Source organism: Mycobacterium sp. NGS26 (genome assembly GCF_059813025.1).
This window is the reverse complement of the sequence record NZ_JCALDU010000003.1, coordinates 240,486-263,220: the sequence shown is the minus strand read 5'-3', so window position 1 is coordinate 263,220 and position 22,735 is coordinate 240,486. Positions and strand designations below refer to the sequence as shown.

Here is a 22,735-nt window from a genome sequence, read left to right as displayed (position 1 = left end):
CGGTCGGTGATGGCTGGTCCAGGTTCCACTACCGGTGCCCTCACCCGCCTGTTCAAGCGGGCCTGGATACCGTTGCTGCTGATCGTTGTTCTCGCCGTCTCGGGCCTGGTGGTGATGCGGCTGCACAAGATCTTCGGCTCCCAGGACCTCAACGCGAACGCCGGCGCCGGGATCGAGATCGTGCAGTTCAACCCCAAGGTCGTCGTCTACGAGGTGTCCGGCCCGCCGGGCGCCACCGCGAGCATCAACTACTGGGACGAGTACGCCAACACCCACCAGGTCAACTCGGCACCGCTGCCGTGGTCGACCACGATCTCGACGACACTGCCCGCGGTCAGCGCCAACATCATGGCGCAAAGCGATAGCAGCCAAATCAGTTGCAAGATCACCGTGGACGGCGTCGTCCGCGAGCAACAAAACTCCGAAGGCCACAACGCCCAGACCTTCTGCCTGGTGAAGTCCGCATGAGCGACGTGAACAGCAAGAGTCAAACGACCGCCGAAGACGCCGACACGGCGCCAATCGGCACCCAGGGCCGCGCGAAGGCCGAGCGCGGCCACCGGCCGGCCCTCCCGCACACGATCCGCATCTTCGCGGTGCCCATCATCCTGGGCTGGGTGTTCGTGACGGTCCTCGTCAACGTGATCGTCCCGCGATTGGAAGTGGTCGGCGAGGCGCACTCGGCGCCGATGACCCCGCTGGACGCGCCGTCGATGAAGGCGATGATGTTGCTGGGTCACAACTTCCACGAGTTCGACTCCAACAGCACCGTGATGATCGTCCTGGAGGGCCAAAAGCCCCTCGGCGACGACGCACACCGCTACTACGACAACCTGGTCCGCCAGCTGCGCGCCGATCCCAAGCACATCCAGCACATCCAGGACTTCTGGGGCGACCGGCTAACGGCCGCGGGAGCGCAGAGCGCCGACGCCAAGGCCGCCTACGTCATGTTGAACCTCGCCGGCAACCAGGGCACCACGCAGGCCAACGAGTCCGTCGACGCCGTCCGCAAGGTGATCGACCGCAACCAGACGCCACCCGGGGTGAAGGCCTACGTCACCGGGCCGGCCGCGCTGTCCGACGACATGCACATCATCGGCAACGCGAGCCTGGCCAAGATCACCCTGTTCACCCTGGGCGCCATCGCGATCATGTTGCTGCTGGTGTATCGGTCCATCGTCACGACGTTGGTCCAGCTGTTCATGACCTTCGTCGCATTGGCATGTTCGCGCGGCGTCGTCGCGGTTCTGGCCTATCACAACGCATTTGGGCTGACCACGTTCGCCGCGAACATCCTGACCATGTTGGCGATCGCCGCCGGCACCGACTACGGGATCTTCCTCGTCGGCCGCTATCAGGAGGCGCTGCGGGCCGGCGAGGATCGAGAAACCGCCTACTACACCACGTTTCGCGGGGTGGCCCCGGTCGTCTTGGGGTCGGGCCTGACCATCGCCGGGGCGACCTACTGCCTGAGCTTCGCCCGGCTGCCCTGGTTCAACACCATGGGCGCACCCGTCGCGATCGGCATGCTGGTCGTGGTGCTGGCCGGGCTCACACTGGGTCCCGCGGTCGTGTTCGTGGGCAGTCGCTTTCATCTCTTCGAGTCCAAGAGGGCGGCCAAGCGGGGTCGGCTGTGGCGGCGGGTGGGCACCGCGGTAGTGCGTTGGCCCGCACCGATTCTGGCGGTCAGCGCGGCGATCGTGCTGGTCGGCATGGTCGCCCTGCCCAGCTTCAAAACGAGCTACAACGACCGCTACTACCTGCCGACCTCGGCTCCGTCGAACCTCGGTCAGGCGGCCGCGGACCGGCATTTCTCACAGGCCCGGATGAACCCCGACATGTTGATGGTCGAAGCGAACCACGACATGCGAAACCCCGCCGACATGCTGGTGTTGGACAGGGTGGCCAAGAACGTCATGCGCACCGTCGGCATCGCCATGGTCCAGGACATCACCCGCCCGCTGGGCATCCCGATCCAACACAGCTCGATACCGTTCCAGACCAGCATGCAAAGCCAGACGACGATGCAAAACATGCAGTTTCTGAAGGACCGCATCGCCGACATCCTCCGGATGGCCGATGACCTGCAGACCCAGATCGACACCACGCAGCGCCAGTACGAAGTGTCGCTGGATCTTTCGAAGGCCGCCGATGACAGCGCAAAGACCACGGCGGACACGTCGGAGATCACCGACGAGTTGCGCAATCACATCGCGGATTTCGACGACACCTTCCGGCCGATGCGCACGTACTTCTACTGGGAAAAGCACTGCTACGACATCCCGTTGTGCTTTGGGTTGCGATCCCTGTTCGACTCGCTCGACGGATTCGATCAATTGTCCGAGCAGTTCCACCTGCTCACGGCCGACATTCAGCACACCGCCAACGCCACACACGACCTGACGGCGCTGTTTCCCACGCTGATCGCGACGCTGAAGACCACCCGCGGCATCACGCTGACGCTGTACCAGACGTTCAAGGCGATGATCGACCAGATGGAGGCGATGAGTAACACCGGGGTCGTCATGGGCCAGAGTTTCGACACCTCCAAAAACGACGACTTCTTCTACCTGCCGCCGGAGGCCTTCCAGAACCCGGACTTTCAGACGGGGTTGCGAATGTTCCTGTCGCCGGATGGCAAGTCGGCGCGCTTCTTCATCACCCATCAGGGCGATCCCATGACCCCGGAAGGGATTTCGCGGGTCGACTCCGAGCGCACCGCCGCGCAGGAGGGACTGAAGCAATCCTCCCTGTCGGACGCCAAGGTCTATCTCGGCGGAACCGCCGCGACATTCAAGGACATGGCCGACGGTGAAAAGTACGACCTGATGATCGCGGTGGTCTCGGCCCTCACCCTGATCTTCATGATCATGCTGCTGCTCACCCGCAGCGTGGTTGCCGCGCTGGTGATCGTCGGCACCGCGGCCAGCTCCATCGCGGCGTCTTTCGGCCTGTCCGTGCTCATTTGGCAGGACCTGTTCGGCATCAAGGTGCACTGGATCGTCGCGGCGCTGTCCGTGATCATCCTGTTGGCCGTCGGATCCGACTACAACCTGCTGCTGGTGTCCCGGTTCCGCGAAGAGATCCATGGCGGGCTCAAGACCGGGATCATCCGTTCGATGGCCGGCACCGGCGGGGTGGTGACCGCGGCGGGCCTGGTGTTCGCCTTCACCATGGCGTCCATGCTGGGCAGCGACCTGCGGGTGCTGGGCCAGTTCGGATCCACCGTCTGCATCGGCCTGCTGCTCGACACGCTGATCGTGCGCACGCTGCTGATGCCGTCGATCGCCACCCTGCTGGGACGGTGGTTTTGGTGGCCGCGGGTTGTGCACCCGCGCGGCGACAATGCGCGACGGGCGGTCAGCGCCTAGCGCGGCGTGTCCGAAGTCTCTTGACGGCGTGACGCCGCGGTCGGCCTTAAGATGCCGACGATGGCCACAGGACTGCTCGCCGACTCCTGCAACCTCTGGACTGGCTTCGACATGTCGATCGTGGCCAGGACCTACGCGCAATTCACCGGCATCCTCGCCGGGTTCGCCTTCGTCGTCATCAATCTCGTGCTCGACCGCGCCTATCGGCGCCGCGGCGAGGGTCATTCGCCGGAGCCGCGTGAGGTCGAGCACGACACCCAGGTGGGCATCGCGCTGGTGTGTGCGTTTCTGGGCCTGTTCCTGACGACCCTGCGGTACGGCTTGCTGGCCGGCGAGAGCGGCTGCGCCCTCAGCAACGGCCGAGCCGGGTCGGTGGAGGTGCTGGGCGCCGTGGCGTTCGGGGCCTCGATCTACATGTTGCTTTACGCCATCGTGCAGTTTATTTCGGGCACCGCGGGCGTCCTCGCCAAACACTGCGTGTTCATCCTGGCGGTGCTCGTGCCCCCGATCACCGTGTTCCTCGTCGAAGACACGATCATGCACCTCGCGCTCTCGCTGGGTGACCCGCAAACGCACCGGCCGCTGCAACCGCTGTGGGACTGGGCCAACCGGCTCTCGATTCCGATACCGCTGGCGATCATCGTCGTCTGCGCCGCGGTGTGGTACGCCGGAATCGGCAGGCGGCGTTCGGAATCACCGACGGGGCGCACGGCGCTTCGGGTCCGCACCGTCGTCCCCTACATCACCGTCGCCGTCGTTGCGGCCGTGATCGTGCGGTCCATCATGGCGTTACGTTATAAGGATCCGGCCGCACACATCAGTCCTGCCGAAGCCTGGCTGTGGGTGGTCGCGCTCGTCGTCGTGTTGGTCGCTCAAAGCGCGGCCTTGTCGTTTCAAAAGGGCGTGGAAGTGCCGTTCACCGGCTCTTCGACGCCAACCAGGCAATCAGCGTGACGGCTCCGGCAATTCCAGGCACACCGCGACCGCTCCCGCACCAACGTGCAGCGCGAGCACCGGCCCCAGCGGCGTGACGATCGCCGGCTCGCAGGCCGGTAGCCGCCGCGCCAGCGTCGCCGCCACCTCGCTCGCGCCGTCGGGGTTGGCGACATGGTGCACGGCCAGTGCCGCGGGGCCATCCCCGACGATCTCGCACACCCGGTCGATCATCGCCGCCGTCGCGTTGCTGACGGTGCGCACCCGTTGGGCCAGAACAAGTTTGCCGTCCTCGACGCGCAGCAATGGCTTGAGCGCCAGCGCGGTGCCGAGCCACGCCTTGGCGCCACCGATGCGGCCGCTGCGGCGCAGATTGTCCAGGCGGTGCACCACCATGAACGCGCGGGTCCGGGACACGGCCGAGCTCGCGGCGTCCGCCACGGCGTCCAGGTCGGCGCCGGCGGCCGCGGCCCGCGCGGCGGCCAGCGCGCAAAAGCCGGTGCCCATCGCGGCGGACCTCGAGTCGATCACCCGGATGGCCGGGTCGAGGTCGGCGGCGGTGCGTTCGGCGTTGCCGTAGGTGCCCGACAACGCCGCCGAAATATGCACCGCCACAACGCCGTACCCGTCGCTGTCGGCCAGCGCCTCCTGGTAGACGTCGGCCAGTTCGGCCGGGGTGGCCGCGGCGGTGGTGGCGTGCAGCTGGTAGATGTCGTCGGGTATCTCGTCCACCCCGTCGCGCAGGTCGTCCCCGTCGAGCAGGATGTGCAGCGGAACCACTCGGATGGCCCACTTTTCGAGCAGCTCGGCCGGCAGCCGCGACGACGCATCGGTCACCACCACAACAGGCACGCCTACCCCCGCGGTTTCCCGGTCGATACGCCGGCCTCGGCCAGCGCCTTGAGCATCAGCTCCGCGACCGCCTGGTGCGCCTCGAAATTCCAGTGGATGCCGTCGGGGTTGCCGCGTCCGCTCATGACGTGTTCGGCCACCGCGGCTTTGAGGTCCACCAGGGGAATGTCGTGGCGCTGCGCCCATTCGGTGATCGCCGCGGCGGTACCCGCGCGACCGTGGTGGGCCTTGCCGTACGTCTCGGCGATGTGCACCGACGGCAGCGACGCCACGATCGGGATGCCGGGGCGGTTGAAATCGATTGCGCCGCGGGTCTGTTCGAGGTATTCGGCGCTCAGGTGCGGCGGCAACGCGGACCGGGCCACCGGCGAGAGCCTGGGCTGCAGCCAGGCGTACCCGTCGCGAACCCAGCGCCGCAGCCGCGGCGGCCGCACGTAGCGGATCAGCTCGCGCAGCGCCGTCGGCAGCACCGAGGGCAGCGAATCCATGCCGCCGGTGGCGAAGATCACCGCCCCGGCCCTGGGCAGCGCCGCCCAGGCCCGCGGATCCTGGGTCGCCGCCCACCAGATGTCGCGGCACGTCCAGCCGATGCGGCCGATCAGTTCCACATCCCAATCGAGCTGTGCGGCAACGATATTGGGCCAGATCCGGGCGTCGTCGGCGGGCAGACCGCCGGTGGGCCCGTAATAGGCCAGCGAGTCCGCGAAGACCAGCAGCACCGGCCGTGGTTCAGAGGACATCGTTGGAGACCTGCGCCGAAGCGTTCCACACATCGAGGCGCCAGCGGATGGCATCGAAATCGCCTGTATCGTCGGAGTCCTCGGAGTGGCCGGACAGCTGCACCCAGCTGGCGTTGCCCATGCCGCCCAGGATCGGCCAGTTGGCGACCGGAAGCTTCAGCAGCGCGGCCGACAACGCCGCGATCAGGCCGCCGTGGGCCACCAGCACCACGGGCCGATCCGGGTGGTTGCTGTTTCCCCATTCGGGGTCGCCGGATACCAGCTCGGCGATCAACGGCAGGCCGCGAGCGGCCACGTCAACCCTGCTCTCCCCGCCGTGGGGCGCCCACGTCGCGTCCTCGCGCCACGCGAGTCGGGCGCCGGGGGCCTCGGCGTCGATCTGGGCATGGGTGAGGCCCTGCCAGTCACCGAGGTGGGTCTCCCGCAATCGCTCGTCCACGCACACCGTCAGGCCGGTGCGCTCCCCCACCTTGACGGCGGTGTCGTAGGCGCGCCGCAGATCCGACGACACGATCAGCAGCGGCTGCATCTTGCCGAGGACCTCGGCGGCGGCGACGGCCTGCGCGCGGCCCAGTTCGCTGAGCTCGGTGTCCAGTTGGCCCTGCATCCGGCTGCCGAGGTTGAAGTCGGTTTGCCCGTGCCGCAACATCACCAGGCGACGGACCCTCATCGCGCGCTCGCCGACTCGTCGGGGTTCTCGCCCAAATCCACCGGCACCACCGGGCAGTCGCTCCAAAGCCGGTCCAGCGCATAGAAATTGCGGTCGTCCTGATGCTGGATGTGCACGACGATGTCGCGGTAATCCAGCAGGGTCCAGCGGCCTTCGCGGGCGCCCTCGCGGCGCGCCGGCCGGTAGCCCGCCCTGCGCATCTTCTCCTCGACCTCGTCGACGATGGCGTTGACCTGCCGCTCGTTGGACGCCGAGGCGATGACGAAGCAGTCGGTGATCACCAACTGGCCGGAGACGTCGATGACCACGACGTCGTCGGCGAGCTTGGCCGCGGCCGCCCCGGCCGCCACCGTCGCCATGTCGATGGCTTCGGGGGTTGCGGTCATGCCGACCCCGGGGCGCCGGGCTTGCTGTAAAGCCCGCGCTTCGAGACGTATTGCACGACACCGTCGGGCATCAGGTACCACAGTGGCCGGTGCTCCTCGGCGCGGCGACGGCAGTCGGTCGACGAAATCGCCAGTGCGGGAATCTCGACCAGCGTCAGCGCATCGTCGGCGAGCTCGCCCAGGACGCCGGTGATGTGCTCGCGGCGCAACTCATAACCGGGCCGGCTGACCCCGACGAAGCGCGCCAATCCGAACAGCTCCTCCCAGCCCTGCCAGGACAGGATGGACGCCAGCGCGTCGGCGCCGGTGATGAAGAACAGCTGGGCATCCGGGTTGAGGGCGTGCAGATCGCGCAGGGTGTCGCGGGTGTAGGTGGGTCCGGCGCGGTCGATGTCGACGCGGCTCACCGAGAACCGGGGATTGGAGGCGGTGGCGATCACGGTCATCAGGTAGCGGTCCTCGGCGGCCGACACGTGCCGGTCCTTTTGCCACGGCTGGCCGCTGGGCACGAACACCACCTCGTCGAGATCGAACAGGTCGGCGACCTCGCTGGCAGCGACCAGGTGGCCGTAATGGATGGGATCGAACGTCCCGCCCATCACTCCTAGCCTGCGAAGCTGCTTTTGCACGATTTGCCAGCTTACTTGAGCGGGCTGGTGCGGCTCGGGTGACGTCAGCACTGACCAGGCAGGCCGACTGGCCATTCCGAAGGCGCTGCGCGACCATTTACGGATGCAGCCCGGTGAGGTGGAGGTGACGGCCGACGGCGCAGGTCTGCGCGGCGAACCGCTCGCCGGTGGCGCCCTGGAAGAGCGCGACGTGCGCTTCGTCATACCCGCGGGCGCTGAGGTCAACGACGCGGTCGTGCAGGCATTGCGCGCCGGCCCGCGCTAGGACAGCCGCAGTTCTGGCCGACGCCGGTGTCGCCGTGACGCGCGATCGCCGCGCGTTGGAGGTCTATCGCAAACTCGACGTGAATGTCGAACTACTGGCCTGATGCGCGTCCGCGAGGGTGCGCAGTTGTACGCCCGACGCGGCGTGCCGCCGTGCGGACACCTACGCACGCTCGCCGGGACCCTCAGACCGGCAGCAGCTGGTCGATCACCGCGGCCAGCTGCTTGGCGGACCGGCACTCGTGCATCGTGATCACCTCTTGGTAGCGCGGCACGGCCGAGTCGCCGCTGCCCCACAGGTGTTTGGGCTCGGGGTTGAGCCAGTGCGCGTGCCGGCTGGCGGTCACCATGTCGGCCAGCACGTCGATGGCAGGGTCGCGGTAGTTGGTGCGGCCGTCGCCGAGCACCAGCAGCGAACTGCGCGGCGACAGCACATTCGGGTTGGCCTGCAGGAACGAGACGAAGGCGTTGCCGTAGTCGGAGTGACCGTCGCGACTGTAGACGCCGGCCTCCCGGGTGATCCGCTGGATCGCCACGGCCAGGTCGGCCTCGGGCCCGAACATGTGGGTGACCTCGTCGGTGGTGTCGATGAAGGCGAAGACCCGAACGCGCGAGAACTGTTGGCGCAGGGCGTGTACCAGCAGCAGGGTGAAGTGGCTGAACCCGGCGACCGAACCGGACACGTCGCACAGCACCACCAGTTCCGGGCGTGCCGGGCGCGGTTTGGCCAACACCACGTCGATCGGCACCCCGCCGGTGGACATCGACTTGCGCAGCGTCTTGCGCAGATCGATCGACCCGGCGCGAGCGCGGCGCCGTCGGGCCGCCAGCCGCGTCGCCAGGGTGCGGGCCAGCGGTGCGACCACCCGCTGCATCTGGCGCAGCTGATCGCCGGAGGCCCGCAGGAACTCGACGTTCTCCGACAGCTGTGGGATGCCGTACATCTGGACGTGCTCGCGGCCCAGTTGCTCGGCGGTGCGCCGCTTGGTCTCGGCGTCGACCAGCTTGCGCAGCTGGGTGATCCGTTGCGCGGCAAGCGCTTTGGCGATCTGCTCCTGGGTGGGGCTCGGCTCGTCGCCGTACGGGGCGAGCAGCCCCGCCAGCAGCTTGCCCTCCAGCTCGTCGAGGGCCATCGCCTTGAGCGCCTGGTACGACGAGAACGACGGACCGCGGCTGGAACTGTATTTCCCGTAGGCCTCCACGATCCGCGCGACCATTGCGACCAGCCGCTCGTCCATGTCGGCAAGGTCGGGGTTGTCGGTGAGCAGGTCGAGCAGCATCTGGCGCATCGCCTCGAGGTCGTCGGGCGGCAAACCGCCCGGATCGCCCTCCGGCCCCGCCTCGTCCTCCGAGACCACCGCGCGCGCCCCCAGCGCCGCGGGGAACCACAGGTCGAACATCGCGTCGTAGGTCTCGCGGTGATCGGGTTGCCGCAGCACCGCGCAGGCGATGCCCTCGCGCAGCACCTCGCGGTCGCCCAGTCCGAGGGTGGCCATCACCCGGCCCGCGTCCACCGTCTCCGACGGCCCGACCGAAATGCCCTGTCCGCGAAGCGCTTCCACGAAGCCCACCAGGTGACCGGGCAGCCCGTGCGGGGCGAGCGGCCGGGTGGGGCGGATGCGGCGGACGGCCATGATTCCTAGTTCAGCCGGAGCTCGCCGCTGGCGCGCTGCTGGTCGGACTGGTGCTTGAGGACCACACCCAGCGTCTGGGCGACGACGGCGTCGTCGATGGTGTCCAGGCCCAGCGCGAGCAGTGTGCGGCCCCAGTCGATGGTCTCGGCGATGGACGGCACCTTCTTGAGCTGCATCCCGCGCAGCACCCCGATGATGCGCACCAATTCCTCGGCGAGGTGGGCGGGCAGCTCGGGAACCCGGGACAGCAGGATGCGGCGCTCCAGGTCGGGGCTGGGAAAGTCGATGTGCAGGAACAGGCAGCGGCGCTTGAGCGCCTCCGACAGCTCGCGGGTGGCGTTGGAGGTCAACAACACGAAGGGCGCCCGCTCGGCGGTCAGCGTGCCCAGCTCCGGGACGGTCACCGCGAAGTCGGACAACACCTCCAGCAGCAGGCCCTCGATCTCGATGTCGGCCTTGTCGGTCTCGTCGATCAGCAGCACGGTCGGCTCGGTGCGCCGGATGGCGGTCAGCAGCGGACGCGACAGCAGGAACTCCTCGCTGAACACATCGCTCTTGGTCGCGTCCCAGTCCCCGGAGCCGGCCTGGATGCGCAGGATCTGCTTGGCGTGGTTCCACTCGTACAGCGCCCGCGCCTCGTCGACACCCTCGTAGCACTGCAGCCGGACCAAACCCGAGCCGGTGGCCTGGGCGACGGCGCGGGCCAGCTCGGTCTTGCCCACCCCGGCGGGACCCTCCACCAACAGCGGCTTGCCGAGCCGGTCGGCCAGGAAGACGGCCGTCGCGGTGGCGGTGTCCGGCAGATAACCGGTTTCGGCCAGCCGCCGCGAAACATCGTTGATGTCCGCGAACAGCGGCACGGGTCGGGCGGGCACGCTCACAATCTCAGTTCTCCTAAAGCATTGGCGCGCGGGCGTCAGGCCGGACGAGTTTGGCCGTCCCCCCACGCAATCCATTTGGTCGAGGTCAGTTCCGGCAACCCCATCGGCCCGCGAGCATGCAGCTTCTGCGTGGAGATGCCGATCTCGGCGCCGAAACCGAACTGCTCGCCGTCGGTGAACGCCGTCGACGCGTTGACCATCACCGCCGCGGAGTCGACTCCGTCGGTAAACCGTTGCGCGGCAGCCATATTGTCGGTCACGATGGCCTCGGTGTGTCCGGTGCCGTACTCGTTGACGTGGGCGATCGCGGCGTCGACGCCGTCGACCACCGCCACCGCGATCTCCATCGCGAGGTATTCGCGGCGCAGGTTCTCCTCGTCGGGATCGAGGTGCACCGTCACCCCGGCGTCCTGCAGGGCGGACACCAGCCTGGGCACGGCCTCCCTGGCGATCGCGGCGTCGACCAACAGCGTCTCGGCGGCATTGCAGACGCTGGGCCGCCGGGTCTTGGAGTTCAGCAGGACCCGTTCGGCCACCTCCAGGTCGGCGCCCCCGTCCACGTAGACGTGGCAGTTCCCCACGCCGGTCTCGATGGTGGGCACCTGCGCGTCGCGGACCACCGCGTCGATCAGGCTGGCTCCGCCGCGCGGGATCACCACGTCGACCAGGCCGCGAGCCTGGATCAGGTGGGTGACCGTGGACCGGTCCGCGGCCGAAAGCAGCTGAACCGCGTCGGCGGGCAGGTCCTCGCTCACCAGGGAAGCGCGCAGCACCTCGACGAGCACCTGGTTTGACTTCGACGCCGACGAGCTGCCCCGCAGCAACACGGCGTTGCCGGACTTTAGCGCCAGACCGAACGCGTCGACCGTGACGTTGGGCCGGCCCTCGTAGATCATGCCGACCACGCCCAGCGGGACCCGCTGCTGCCGCAACTGCAGCCCGTTCGGCAGCGTGTAACCGCGCAGCACCTCACCGACCGGGTCGGGCAGCCCCGCGACCTGTCGCAGGCCGGCGGCGATTCCTTCGACACGTTTGGGGTCCAGCGCCAGCCGGTCGAGCATCGCGGACGGGGTGCCGGCGGCCTCGGCCGCCTTGAGATCCTCGCCGTTGGCCGCCAGGATCAAATCGACGTGGGCCGCGATCGCGTCCGCGGCGGACTGCAGCGCCTGGTCCTTGGCCACCGTCGGCAACAACGCCAGGACCCGCGAGGCGACGCGGGCGCGGCGGGCGGCATCATGGACCTCTCGGCGCGAGTCGGATTGCTGCTGTTGGGTCGCTCCGCTCCGGGACGGTGCTTGCAGACTCATTTGACCAGCGTATCGGTCCTTGGCCGACCGGGTTTGGCTGCCCCTCGCGCAGCGTCCGGCGCCGTCGGCTCACGCCACCCGCTCACCGCGCCGGGCCTGCCGCACCTTGCTCTGGCGTTCTTCGAGGATGCGGCCAAAGTTCTGCAGCAGCAACGGTTCACGCATCACGAGATGCTCGACGTGCTCGCGATCGATCTCCAGCGCGGTCACCTCTTCGAGCGCGTACGCGCTCGCCATGTTCGGTTGCCGCGTCAGCGCGGTCAGTCCCAGGAATGATCCCTGCACCAGCGTGCTGATCGGCACGGCCGACCCGTCGTCGGCCGTCGCGACCAGCTGCACGCGGCCCGCGACCAGGAACCTCATCGCGTCGGGCACCTGGCCGGCGTACTCCACGGTTTCGTCGGCGCCGTATCGAACGAGCCTGGCGCAGGTGTGCAGCGATCGCTGTTCGTCGGCGTTCAGTCGCAAAGCCGGCGCCACCACGGTGCGCACCGCCTTTTCCACGCGTTCGGTGGTCGAGTAGTCGTCGTCGCAGTCGTCGAGGTGCAGCCCCTCGCGTCGGGCCGCGTACCAGATCCAGCGCAGAAACGTTGCCCGCGCGGCGCCGTCATCGGCCGGCGAGGCCAACCCGATGCTGGTGCGGTACTCGGCGCCGCCCAGCGGCACCGAGCGGGGCACGCTGTCGCCCCGCAGCTGCGGCAGCCCGAGGGCGACCCGCGAAAGCATGGCGCACACCTGGTCGGGCGGGTCGGCCACCGAAAACGTGGTCGTCATCGCCAGTTTGTGGGAGCCCGACGGACGGCTGAGGTTCGTGAACGCCGTCGTGGCCAGCATCGAGTTCGGCGTGACGCGCATCCCGCTGCCCGTGTCGATGTGCACGGCCCGCCAGTTCACTTCGACAACGCGGCCCCGCGCCGTCCCGGTGTCCAGCCAATCGTTCATCCGGAACGGCTGCTCGAACAGCATGAACAAACCCGAGACGATCTGGCCGACGGAGTTCTGCAGCATCAGGCCGATGACCACCGACGTCACGCCCAGCGCGGTGAACAAGCCGCCGACTCGCACGCCCCAGATATAGGACAGGATCACGACCAGACCCACGCCGATCAGCACGAAGCGCGCGACGTCGATGAAGATGGTGGGCAGGCGTTTGCGCCAGCTGTCTTCGGGCGCGCCCTCGAAGACGGTGGCGTTGAGCCCCGACAGCAACAGCACCATCACCAGGAAGCCGAACACCGTGGTCAGCACGCGCACCGGGACGTCCCCGGCCGGGATCTCCGATGCCTTGACGAGCAACAGCAGCAGCGCGGCCAGCGGCAGCAGGTAGTTGCGAATCAGGCTCACCGGCCCGGCCAACTTGCTGTTCCTGCGCAGGAGCGCGTCCTGCAGCTCGGTGAAAAGGATCAGCCCGACCGGCAATCCGACCGCGATACCCACCGCCCAGTAGAACCACGACGAGTCGAATACGTTCATTACCGCTCCAACAACCGGTAGATCGCCTGATCGGCGCCGCCCACCGAGATCGCGCCGGCGGGAGTGAACTGCCGGACGTCCCGCATCGCCTCGTATACGTGCGAGCTGACATAGATGCCGGGCTGCGGTGCGCCACTGTGCATCTGGTAGGCCAGGCTCACCGCGCCACCCCACATGTCGTAGACCAGGCCGGAGCGGCCCACCAGCCCGCTGACGACGTTGCCGGTGTTGATGCCGACCCGGAGGCGAAGCTGGTGGCCGGTCTCGGTATTGAATCGATCGATGATCCGGCTGATTTCGAGGGCGAAGTCAACGCTGCGGTGAATGCTGTCCAGCCGCGGGGTGACGACGCCACAGCTGGCCAGATAGCCGTTGTGGAACGTGCGAATCCGTTCCACGCCAAGGGATTCCGCGGCCGAATCGAACTGGCGGAACAGTTCATCGACAATCCCGACCAGTTCGTCCTCCGGCAACACGTTGGAGATTTCGTCGAGGCCGACGATGTCGGCATAGATGATGCCGACGTCGTGGTGTTTCTGGGCGATGTTCTCCTCGCCCTCACGATAGCGTTGCAGCACCGACTCGGGCATCAGCGAAAGCAACAGGCGGTCGTTTTCCCGGCGCTGCTCGTTGAGCAGCTCCTCTTTGATCGCCAGATTGCGGCTCATCTCGTTGAAAGCCGCAGTCAGATCACCGATCTCGTCGCGTGACCTCACCGGGATGTTGATTTCGTAGTCGCCGGAGCTGATCTTCCGCGTGCCCTCCTCGAGGCGGCGGACGGGGCGCACCGCCGCCTGGGCGATGAGCATCGAGGCCACACAGATGGCGAAAACCATTGTCGTGACCGCGATCACGAGCCCCTTGCTGAACCTGCCCAGCCGCGCGAAGGCGTCGGAATTATCTCGGGTCGCCAGGACCGACCAATGCAGATCGGAATTCGGCACGTTCAACGGGGCGTAGGCTTCCAGTTCCTTGTTGCCGGTGTAATCGGTGGCACTGACGACTCCAGTCTCGCCGCGTTGGGCGGCCCGAAGGCCCGCCGTTCCAACCGGCTGCACCAGCGTCGTGCCACCCAACCGGATCGCCCGGTCCGCGACATCGGGGGGCGTGCCGGCGTTTATGGCCTCACGCCGGTATTCCCTCGGGTCTTCCAGGAAGAGCCGCGAATCCGAACGCATCAAGTTGTCGGGACCCGCCAGATACGTCTCGGTGGCGGCGCCCATACCGGCGCGGTCCCAGTGCTTGTCGGCGGTCATGATCTTGTTGATCTTTGCGATCGGCACCGGCAGGGCCATGACCCCCACGATTTTGCCGTTCATGCCGACCGGCGACACCACCCACGCGGTGGGTTCGCCGAGGTGCGGTTGATACGTCTGGAAGTCGGTGATCCACACGTAGTCGACGTCGTTGGAGGCCAACGCCTTTTCGTAGGCGTCGCGCAGGTTTGATTCGCGATAGGGGCCGGTGAGGATGTTGGTTCCGAAGTCGGGCCCCTTCATGACGCTGTAGACGACATTGCCCTGCATGTCCAGCAGCAGCGCGTCCCGATAGGAAAAGCGGCTGACGATGCCGCGGATGTAGAAATCGAAGCGCGCGTTGGCCGCCGACCACGCGCTGCCGTCGCCGGCGTCCTCGACGGGCAGCGAGTCGGCACTCGGCCTCGGCGGCGCGGTGTAGTACGCCTGAAGGTACTTCTGCGCGGCCGAACTCGGCAGAACCGCGTTGATGTCGATGCCCTCACCGGTGCGCTGCTTGATCGGTTTGAGCATCTCGTTGTCGTAGTAGCCGACCAGCGCCTGTTGCTGGGCGGGGGTGATCGTCGCGTTGGCCAATTGAGCGAAGCCCGCGGTGAGCGCCGTCGTGGCGTCGTTGACGGTGTATCCGCCGCTGTAGACGATCAGCGAATTCGTCACCTCCCGGAACAGTGCCTCCACCGCCCGCTTCTGGGACTCGCGCAACTCGATCAGCCGGTCGGATTCGACTTGCCGCAACGCGGTGCGACCGGACATCGCCCCGATGAGGGCGATCACCGCCACACCCAGGATGCTCGACAGAAGCAAGGCCACCAGAATCTTGGATTGGATGCCGAACCGGAAACGGCGCCACACCCGTCGGCGGGAAGCACCGTGGGTCTTTTCGGCCGGGGCGGATTCCGGCGCGCTTTCCGGTAGATCGGCGGTCGGTTCGGCGTCTTTGAGCTCGCTCGATGTCAATGCCTTCCGCCTTCCTAGATTCGGCATCGCTAACGCAGCAGACTAGCGCGCAAAACCCGAGAAATTGGGGTTTGCACGAAGCGTTCGGCGTCGAAATGGTCCCACCGATGCGACTACCGTCGGCGGGATGGCGCGGGTTTGCGTGGTGGGCAGCGTGAACATGGACCTCACGTTGGACGTCGCTACCCTGCCGCGCCCCGGCGAGACGGTGCTGGCGTCGTCGCTGACCTACGCGCCCGGCGGCAAGGGCGGCAACCAAGCGGTCGCCGCGGCGCGCGCGGGCGCGCGGGTGCAGTTCGTCGGCGCGGTCGGCGACGATGCGGCCGGCGAACAGTTGCGGGCCCACCTGTTGGTCAACGGCGTTGGGCTGGACGGGACCGTCGCGATGCCCGGGCCGAGTGGAACGGCGATCATCGTCGTCGACGCCGGCGCCGAGAACACCATCGTGGTGGCACCGGGCGCCAACGGGCGGTTGACGCTGGCCGACGGCGCCGCGCGCGCGGCCGTCACGGATTGCGAAGTGTTGTTGACCCAGTTGGAGATTCCGGTGCCGACGGCGGTGGCCGCGGCGCGCGCTGCCCAGGCGACGGGAGCTGTCGTCATGGTGAACGCCTCACCCGCCGGCCGGGACCAAAGCTCGCTCGCCGAGCTGGCATCCGTCGCGGACGTGGTGATCGTCAACGAGGCCGAGGCCCGCGAATGGCCCTGGCGGCCAACCTACTTGGTGACCACCCTCGGCGCGCGCGGCGCCGGCTGCGCCGGTCCCGACGGCGAGTTCCGGGTGCCCGCTCCCGCGGTCGGCGCGGTGGACACGACCGGCGCCGGCGACGTGTTCGCCGGGGTGCTGGCCGCGAGTTGGCCGCGCAACCCGGGTTCGCGGGCCGATCGGCTCGACGCCCTGCGGCGGGCCTGCGCCGCGGCGGCGCTGTCGACGCTGGTTCCCGGCGCCGGTGACTGCGCGCCGGACACCACGGCAATCGAGGCGGCGTTGCGCTAGTCCTCGGGGACCTCGCGCTCGATCTCGTCGAGCCAGATGCGCGCCGACATGTCCGAGGGGGCACGCCAATCCCCGCGCGGCGACAGGGCCCCGCCATGAGACACCTTGGGGCCGTTGGGCAATGCCGAGCGCTTGAACTGACTGAACGAATAGAACCGCTGCACAAAGACCCCCAGCCAGTGCCGGATCTCCTTGAGCGAATACGACGGGCGCTTGTCCACCGGGAAGCCGGGCGGCCAGCTGCCACGCTCGGGGTCGCTCCACGCATGCCAGGCCAGGAACGCGATCTTCGACGGCCGGAACCCGAAGCGCAGGACATGGAACAGCGAAAAGTCCTGCAGCGCAAACGGCCCCACCTTCGCCTCGCTGCTCTGCAGTTCTTCCTCTTCCCCGCTGGGAACGAGTTCCGGCGTGATCTCGGTGTCGAGCACCGACTGCAGCACCTCGCACACGTCGGATTGGAACTGCCCCGACGAGATCACCCAGCGGATCAGGTGCTGGATCAGCGTCTTGGGCACGCCGGCGTTGACGTTGTAGTGCGACATCTGGTCGCCGACACCGTATGTCGACCAGCCCAGCCCCAGCTCGGAGAGGTCGCCGGTGCCCAGCACGATGCCGCCGCGCTGATTGGCCAGGCGGAAGAGGTAGTCGGTGCGCAATCCGGCCTGCACGTTCTCGAAGGTGACGTCGTAGACCTTTTCGCCGCGGGAGAACGGATGGTCGATCTCCTTCAGCATCAGCTGCGCGGTGTCGCGGATGTCGATCTCGGAGAAGGTGACCCCGAGCGCGCGGCACAGCTCGATCGCGTTGCGCTTGGTGCGATCTCCGGTGGCGAAGCCGGGCAGCGTGAACGCCAGGATGTCGCTGCGCGGCCGCTTCTCGCGATCCATTGCGCGCGCGGCGACGATCAGCGCATGCGTCGAGTCCAGCCCACCGGAGATCCCGATGACCACCTTCGGGTAGTTCAGCGCGCGCAGCCGCTGTTCCAGCCCGGCGACCTGGATGCTGTAGGCCTCATAGCAATCCTGTTGCAGCCGTTGCGGATCGGCGGGGACGAACGGAAACCGCTCCACCACGCGCCGCAACCCGATGTCTCCGGAAGGCGGGTCCAGGCGAAACTCGATGCGCCGGAACGACTCAGCCGACGCGCGGTGGTGACGCCGGTTGTCGTCGAAGGTTCCCATCCGCAGCCGCTCCGAGCGCAGCAGCCCGGTGTCGACGTCGGCGACGCTGCTTCGCTCCCCCTTCGGGAAGCGCTCGGACATGGCGAGCAGCACGCCGTTCTCCCACACCATGGTCTGGCCGTCCCAGGCCAGGTCGGTGGTCGATTCGCCCTCGCCCGCCGCGGCGTAGACGTAGGCGGCGAGGCAACGCGACGACGCCGAGCGGGCCAGCAGGCAACGATCCTCGGCGCGCCCGATGGTGATCGGGCTGCCGGACAGGTTCGCCAGCACCGTGGCACCCGCCAACGCGGCTTCCGCGCTGGGCGGAATCGGCACGAACATGTCCTCGCAGATTTCGACGTGCAACACGAAGTCCGGCAGGTCGGACGCGGCGAACAGCAGGTCGGGCCCGAACGGGGCCCGGGTGTCGCCGATGCGGATGACGCCGCGCTCGTCGTCCCCGGGAGAGATCTGGCGACGCTCGTAGAACTCGCGGTAGGTAGGCAGGTACGACTTGGGCACCACCCCGAGCACCGCGCCGCGGTGGATGACGACCGCCGTGTTGTAGATGCGCTGCCCGTACCGCAGTGGGGCGCCGACCACCAGCACCGGCAACAGCTCGGCGGACGCCGCGACGATGTCGGAGGCGGCGGCCTCCACGTCGTCGAGCAACAGGTCCTGCAGCACGATGTCCTCGATGGAGTAGCCGGACAGCGTCAGCTCCGGGAACACGGCCAGGGCGACGCCCTCGTCGTGGCACTCGCGCGCCAACCGCAGGACCGACTCGGCGTTGGCCGCCGGGTCGCCGATCGTGGTGTGGTGCGTGCACGCGGCGACCCGGACAAAGCCCTGGCTGTAGCAGTTGTAAAAGTCCATCGCCCTTCCATTGTCGCCTGCCCGGTGTCAAAAAGCATGCGCCGGGTATCCCCGACAGCGTGAGCGATACCGCCGTCGTCGTGATCGACATGATGAACACCTACCGGCATCCCGACGCCGAAGACCTCGTACCCAACGTCGAAAAGATCATCGAGCCGCTGGCCGATCTGGTTCGCCGCGCCCGGGCCGCCGACGGCGTGGACCTGGTGTACGTCAACGACAACTACGGCGATTTCACCGCCCAGTTCTCCGACATCGTCCGCTCGGCGTGCGACGGCGCGCGGCCCGATCTGGTCAAGCCGATCGTGCCGTCGCAAGAATGCCGCGTACTGACCAAGGTCCGCCACAGCGCCTTCTACGCGACGGCGCTGGCGTACCTGCTGGGTCGCCTCGAGACCAAGCGGTTGATCGTCACCGGCCAGGTCACCGAGCAGTGCATCCTCTACACCGCGCTCGACGCCTATGTCCGCCACTTCGCCGTCGTGATCCCGACCGACGCCGTCGCCCACATCGACGCCGACCTGGGCGCGGCGGCGCTGAAGATGATGGAGCAGAACATGTCCGCCGAGCTCACCACCGCGGCGGACTGCCTCGGCTGAGCGGCCGGGCGCCCTTTCCGGGCCTTGACGCGGCACGCCGGCGGTGGGACAACTGGCGGTGTGGCTCGCATCGTCGACTCGGACCAACACCTCTACGAGGGCCGTTCGCTGTGGGCCGACCACATCGACCCGGCCGCGCGCGATGACGCGCTGAGCCTGGTCGACGACGAACTGGGCTACACCTGGCTCAGCTGGCACGGCGCTCAGCTTGCGCTGGCCGACGTCCACCTGCCCGGCAACACCGCGTCGTGCGGGGAACACCGCAAGCGCCAGCGGGCCGGCAGGCGCTCCTCGTATCGGTACGACGAGGCGCTGCCCGCCTCTTATTGGGAGCCCGCGTCCCGCGTTCGCTGGCTCGACGGTGCGGGGCTCGACGAGGCGGTCCTGTTCCCCAATTTCGGGCTGCTCTGGGAGCGCCGCCTGTCGTCGTCACTTCCGGCGATGACCGCCAACATGACGGCATGGAACCGGTGGTGCGCGATCGTGCGGGCCGAAGGGGGCGGGCGGCTGCATCCGGTGGCGCACCTGACGTTGCGCGACCCGGAGTGGCTCGAGGCCGAGCTGGATGCGCTGGCGGGCGCCGGCGTCACGCTCGCGATGATCGGCGCCGGGCCGGTGGACGGCCGGGAGCTGTCGCATCCCGAGCACGACCGGATCTGGTCCGCGTTCGTCGACCACGCCGTCACGCCGGTGTTCCACGTCGCCGATCAGGTGCGCGTCTTCGACGATTGCTGGTATCACGACGACCCGGCCCAGGATCTGGTGCCCGCCACCGAGGCGGTATTCCTATGGGTGCCACCGGCGCTGGCGTTATCCGACCTGATCCTGCACGGCGTGTTCGAGCGTCATCCGGGCCTGCGCTTCGGCGTGGTCGAGCTCAGCTCCGCCTGGGTGCCGCAGTTTCTGATGATGTTGGACGGGGCGTCCGCGTTCACCACGATGCTCAACGGCAAGCCGACGGCGGAACTGTCCCGGCGGCCGAGCGAATACTTTCTCGATCATGTCCGGGTGTCCTCGTTCTCCTACGAGAACCCCAGGCAGCTGGCCACGATGAGCGGCGACGTGTTCATGTTCTGCAGCGACTATCCCCACTCCGAGGGGACCGCGACGCCGCTGGACGACTACCGGCGGATGGGCTGCGACGAGCAGGAACTGCCCGGCCTGTTTCACACCAACGTCGACTCGTTGCTCAACCGATAGGCGAGCGCCGTCGCGCTGTTGCGCCGGCCAAAATGGGTACCCACCATGCATGACTGACAATTCGGTGCTCGACGCACTGATGGAACTCGAACGGGCGGGCTGGGATTCGTTGTGCAACGCGACCGGTTCGGAGTTCTACGGCGGCGCGATGCTGCCCGATGCGGTGATGGTGCTCGCCAACGGCATGGTGATGGACCGCGACGCCGTCGTATCGGCGCTGTCCGAGTCCCCGCCGTGGCGCGCATACGACATCGGCGATGTGCGGTTGGTCCAACTCGATGACGACAACGCGGCGCTGGTCTACACCGGAACCGGGTACCGCGAAGGCGCGGAACCCGCTTTCGTCGGGGCGATGTCGAGCGTGTACCACCGCACGCAGGACGGCTGGAAGCTCGCGCTGTATCAGCAGACTCAGATCGCTACTTGAGTGGACCGCAACGGATGTCGAATCGCTCCCGCACGGTGTCGAGCACACGGCGCTGGCGCTCGCGTTCGCGGCGGTGGGTGAGCACGAACCGTGCCATGCCCGGCAAGCGGCGCGGCAGCGGGTACCACTTGTCGAAATCGAGGCTGTTCTCGGCGAATACGCGCCTGGGGACGTTGTCGTAGATCAGGCTGAGGTTGTGCTGGATGAGCGCGAACAGCACGTACGGAAACGCCAACGGTGACTTTTGCCGCAGTTCCTGCCAGTCGATTTCGTAGAGCGGGATCTCGCCGAGCTTGTCGAGGAACAGCAGGTGGCCCATGAAGTAGCCCATGAACGCGGGTAGGTGCAGTATGGCCGACCGCACATTGATGGAAGCGACTGCGCCACTGGGCGAAACGTACGGCTCGTAGGAGTTGTCGTCGGGGAATTTGACGTATCCGGTGCAGTTGACCACCCAGCTGCCGCGTTGGATCGTCTTCGTCGATCCGCTTCGGAACACCAACTCGGTCGTGCCGTTGCGATCGACCGCGTCCTCGAAATAGTCCATGACGACATCGTTGAGACCTGCTGAGATGGTGCGGTTTTCGGCCTCGGACAGCACCCCCAACACGAAGTTGTCCGCCTGCGGAGTCAGGTAGGTGCCGTAGGTGGCGCGGAACCAGCCCTGGACCTCCGATTCGTTGGTGCCGTCGTACCGGCGACCCATCTGTGCGCCGATCGTGCTCCCCGGCGTGCCAGTCCACCACCGTCGGGCGCCGCTCGGGAAAAGGTTGTCCCGGCTGGAGAAGAACGTTCCCCGGCCGGCGACGAGGTTCACTTCGCGACCGGGGTACGCCGTGATCAGTGCGTGCGCGGTGTCCATCGCGGTTTTTCCGCCGCCGATGATCCACACGGGCGCGTCGCTTTCCCTGATATCGCCCGCCCGAACGTCGCAGTAGTCGGGCGACACCGAATGGATGCGCTTGCTGGACAGCTCGAGCGGCTGGTTCGTCGTGATTGCCAGACCAAAGGCTTTGATCAACCGCCTTGCCTCGACGACGAGCACCCGACCGTCGGCGGCCCGACAGGTGACCCGCACGATGCCGTCGGCTTCTTCCGCCGACTCGAAGTCCCAGCCGAGGTACTCATCGACCCGCACGCGCTCCCGGATCACGTCGACGCAGTGCCGAAAATGGTCGAGCACCTCGTCCTTGGTCGCCAGGTAGCCGCGATCCTTGCCGAGCGTCCACTCGATGTCGCCCGCGGTGAACATGGGATGCGGCTGGTGCAGGCGCACATAGGAGTACACGTCGACCCACATGCCGCCGACACGCGCCCGACGGTCGATCAGGATCACCCTCTGGTCGCGCGACAGGTATCGGCTCGCGGCGAACAGGGCGTTGAGCCCGGCGATGCCGGCTCCGACGATGCAGACGTCGCAGCTTTCCACAAGCGGAGGCTGGGGTGCGGACATCAGACCACCTCTTCTTGTACAGGCGTCAAGTATGTGTCCGCGCGGCGCCGCCCGGGAAGAGTAATCGACTACTCCTTTGATTCTCTTTTGATTCTCTGCCTTTTATGGTCGAACGTGAGTAGCATTTGTTTGCTAACCAGCAACGCGAGCGCGTGGCAAGTGGCAACGTGACGATGAAAGTCAGATTTGTCGCCGTCTTCTCGATCTGCGCCGTCTTCACAACTCCGGGCACAGTTGCTGGCTTTGTCGCGCGCGCGGACGATTCGGGGACCGCGGTGTACAGCGGCATCAGCCGGCTGCGCCAAACGTGCGGGCCGATGGGGGACGACCCGCGTTTGGCAGCCTCGGCGCAGCGGCACGCCAACGACATGCTGGCGAACGGGGTGAGCGGCCATATCGGTTCGGATGGCTCTTCGCCGCGGGCGCGCATCGCGGATGCGGGCTACCCGACGACCGGCGCCACGGGTGAGATCGTCTATTGGGGCACCGGCTCCGCTGCGACCCCGAGCTCAGCGGTCGACCTCTGGATGGGTAGTCCCCCACACCGAGCGATCATCCTGAATTGCACGTTCACCACGGCCGGCTTCGCCACCGCGTCGGACGGCAACAAGATGACCGTCGTGGGTGACTTCGCGAGCCCCTGAAACCGGGCGGGCCACGACGTTTC

General features: G+C 67.5%; 21 protein-coding genes. 9 read left to right on the top strand and 12 right to left on the bottom strand.

Annotation, left to right across the window (positions count from 1 at the left end):
• Positions 1–9 precede the first annotated feature (9 nt).
• From AC5Y6X_RS12200 to AC5Y6X_RS12190, 3 genes are read left to right on the top strand one after another with little or no spacing between them, the layout of a single operon-like run.
• On the top strand, positions 10–468 hold the full coding sequence (locus AC5Y6X_RS12200; protein WP_499986695.1) for an MmpS family transport accessory protein: 459 nt from the start codon (positions 10–12) through the stop codon (positions 466–468).
• Positions 465–3,371, top strand: a complete 2,907-nt coding sequence (locus AC5Y6X_RS12195) for an MMPL/RND family transporter (RefSeq protein WP_499986693.1) — start codon at positions 465–467, stop codon at positions 3,369–3,371. Before AC5Y6X_RS12200 ends, AC5Y6X_RS12195 begins: the two co-directional genes overlap by 4 nt.
• Before the next feature lie 60 nt (positions 3,372–3,431).
• Entirely contained in the window at positions 3,432–4,325 is an 894-nt protein-coding gene (locus AC5Y6X_RS12190) for a hypothetical protein (RefSeq protein WP_499986692.1), read from the top strand.
• Here the strand turns inward: AC5Y6X_RS12190 and AC5Y6X_RS12185 are convergent.
• Genes AC5Y6X_RS12185 through nadD form a run of 5 tightly spaced genes read right to left on the bottom strand, consistent with a single transcriptional unit; the run spans position 4,317 to position 7,581 of the window.
• Entirely contained in the window at positions 4,317–5,156 is an 840-nt protein-coding gene (locus tag AC5Y6X_RS12185; RefSeq protein ID WP_499986691.1) for a DegV family protein, read from the bottom strand. The two genes, AC5Y6X_RS12190 and AC5Y6X_RS12185, sit on opposite strands and share 9 nt — an antisense overlap.
• 2 nt (positions 5,157–5,158) lie before the next feature.
• Positions 5,159–5,896 carry a diglucosylglycerate octanoyltransferase gene (gene octT / locus AC5Y6X_RS12180; protein WP_499986690.1) on the bottom strand — a complete coding sequence of 246 codons (738 nt, stop codon included), beginning with the start codon at positions 5,894–5,896 and terminating at the stop codon, positions 5,159–5,161.
• Positions 5,886–6,566, bottom strand: coding sequence for a glucosyl-3-phosphoglycerate phosphatase (gene gpgP / locus AC5Y6X_RS12175; RefSeq protein WP_499986689.1), 681 nt, complete (start codon positions 6,564–6,566; stop codon positions 5,886–5,888). The genes octT and gpgP overlap by 11 nt, the downstream gene beginning before the upstream one ends.
• Entirely contained in the window at positions 6,563–6,952 is a 390-nt protein-coding gene (gene rsfS / locus AC5Y6X_RS12170; RefSeq protein WP_324680785.1) for a ribosome silencing factor, read from the bottom strand. Before rsfS ends, gpgP begins: the two co-directional genes overlap by 4 nt.
• Entirely contained in the window at positions 6,949–7,581 is a 633-nt protein-coding gene (gene nadD, locus AC5Y6X_RS12165) for a nicotinate-nucleotide adenylyltransferase (protein ID WP_499986688.1), read from the bottom strand. The genes rsfS and nadD overlap by 4 nt, the downstream gene beginning before the upstream one ends.
• Before the next feature lie 103 nt (positions 7,582–7,684).
• Between nadD and AC5Y6X_RS12160 the strand changes: the two genes are divergently transcribed.
• Positions 7,685–7,846, top strand: coding sequence for an AbrB/MazE/SpoVT family DNA-binding domain-containing protein (locus AC5Y6X_RS12160; RefSeq protein ID WP_499986687.1), 162 nt, complete (start codon positions 7,685–7,687; stop codon positions 7,844–7,846).
• Positions 7,847–8,030: 184 nt separating this feature from the next.
• Here the strand turns inward: AC5Y6X_RS12160 and AC5Y6X_RS12155 are convergent, their stop codons facing one another.
• The 5 genes from AC5Y6X_RS12155 to AC5Y6X_RS12135 form a co-directional block, all read right to left on the bottom strand.
• Positions 8,031–9,479 (bottom strand): vWA domain-containing protein, encoded by a 1,449-nt coding sequence (locus tag AC5Y6X_RS12155; RefSeq protein WP_499986686.1) that lies wholly within the window; start codon positions 9,477–9,479, stop codon positions 8,031–8,033.
• Between the two features lie 5 nt (positions 9,480–9,484).
• Positions 9,485–10,360 (bottom strand): AAA family ATPase, encoded by an 876-nt coding sequence (locus AC5Y6X_RS12150; protein WP_076064394.1) that lies wholly within the window; start codon positions 10,358–10,360, stop codon positions 9,485–9,487.
• A 35-nt stretch (positions 10,361–10,395) separates the two neighbouring features.
• Entirely contained in the window at positions 10,396–11,667 is a 1,272-nt protein-coding gene (locus AC5Y6X_RS12145) for a glutamate-5-semialdehyde dehydrogenase (protein ID WP_499986684.1), read from the bottom strand.
• Between the two features lie 69 nt (positions 11,668–11,736).
• A complete protein-coding gene (locus AC5Y6X_RS12140; protein ID WP_499986683.1) occupies positions 11,737–13,140 on the bottom strand; it encodes a mechanosensitive ion channel domain-containing protein in 1,404 nt (467 codons plus the stop codon).
• Positions 13,140–15,353 carry an adenylate/guanylate cyclase domain-containing protein gene (locus tag AC5Y6X_RS12135; protein WP_499986682.1) on the bottom strand — a complete coding sequence of 738 codons (2,214 nt, stop codon included), beginning with the start codon at positions 15,351–15,353 and terminating at the stop codon, positions 13,140–13,142. The genes AC5Y6X_RS12140 and AC5Y6X_RS12135 overlap by 1 nt, the downstream gene beginning before the upstream one ends.
• 127 nt (positions 15,354–15,480) lie before the next feature.
• Between AC5Y6X_RS12135 and AC5Y6X_RS12130 the strand changes: the two genes are divergently transcribed.
• Complete coding sequence (locus tag AC5Y6X_RS12130) at positions 15,481–16,350, top strand: PfkB family carbohydrate kinase (RefSeq protein ID WP_499986681.1); 870 nt, start codon at positions 15,481–15,483, stop codon at positions 16,348–16,350.
• Here AC5Y6X_RS12130 and AC5Y6X_RS12125 read toward each other — a convergent pair.
• Positions 16,347–18,389: an NAD(+) synthase gene (locus AC5Y6X_RS12125; protein WP_499986679.1), complete on the bottom strand. Its 2,043-nt coding sequence runs from the start codon at positions 18,387–18,389 to the stop codon at positions 16,347–16,349. The genes AC5Y6X_RS12130 and AC5Y6X_RS12125 overlap by 4 nt on opposite strands.
• A 59-nt stretch (positions 18,390–18,448) precedes the next feature.
• Between AC5Y6X_RS12125 and AC5Y6X_RS12120 the strand changes: the two genes are divergently transcribed.
• Genes AC5Y6X_RS12120 through AC5Y6X_RS12110 form a run of 3 tightly spaced genes read left to right on the top strand, consistent with a single transcriptional unit; the run spans position 18,449 to position 20,615 of the window.
• A complete protein-coding gene (locus AC5Y6X_RS12120; protein ID WP_499986678.1) occupies positions 18,449–18,988 on the top strand; it encodes a cysteine hydrolase family protein in 540 nt (179 codons plus the stop codon).
• Between the two features lie 60 nt (positions 18,989–19,048).
• Positions 19,049–20,188, top strand: a complete 1,140-nt coding sequence (locus AC5Y6X_RS12115) for an amidohydrolase family protein (RefSeq protein ID WP_499986677.1) — start codon at positions 19,049–19,051, stop codon at positions 20,186–20,188.
• A 49-nt stretch (positions 20,189–20,237) separates the two neighbouring features.
• Positions 20,238–20,615, top strand: a complete 378-nt coding sequence (locus AC5Y6X_RS12110) for a nuclear transport factor 2 family protein (protein ID WP_499986676.1) — start codon at positions 20,238–20,240, stop codon at positions 20,613–20,615.
• Here the strand turns inward: AC5Y6X_RS12110 and AC5Y6X_RS12105 are convergent.
• Positions 20,608–22,068 carry an FAD-dependent oxidoreductase gene (locus AC5Y6X_RS12105; RefSeq protein WP_499986675.1) on the bottom strand — a complete coding sequence of 487 codons (1,461 nt, stop codon included), beginning with the start codon at positions 22,066–22,068 and terminating at the stop codon, positions 20,608–20,610. The two genes, AC5Y6X_RS12110 and AC5Y6X_RS12105, sit on opposite strands and share 8 nt — an antisense overlap.
• Positions 22,069–22,235: 167 nt before the next feature.
• Here AC5Y6X_RS12105 and AC5Y6X_RS12100 point away from each other — a divergent pair, with 167 nt between their 5' ends.
• The gene (locus tag AC5Y6X_RS12100; RefSeq protein ID WP_499987037.1) at positions 22,236–22,712 is read left to right on the top strand and encodes a CAP domain-containing protein; all 477 of its coding nucleotides are present in this window, start codon (positions 22,236–22,238) and stop codon (positions 22,710–22,712) included.
• Positions 22,713–22,735 lie beyond the last annotated feature (23 nt).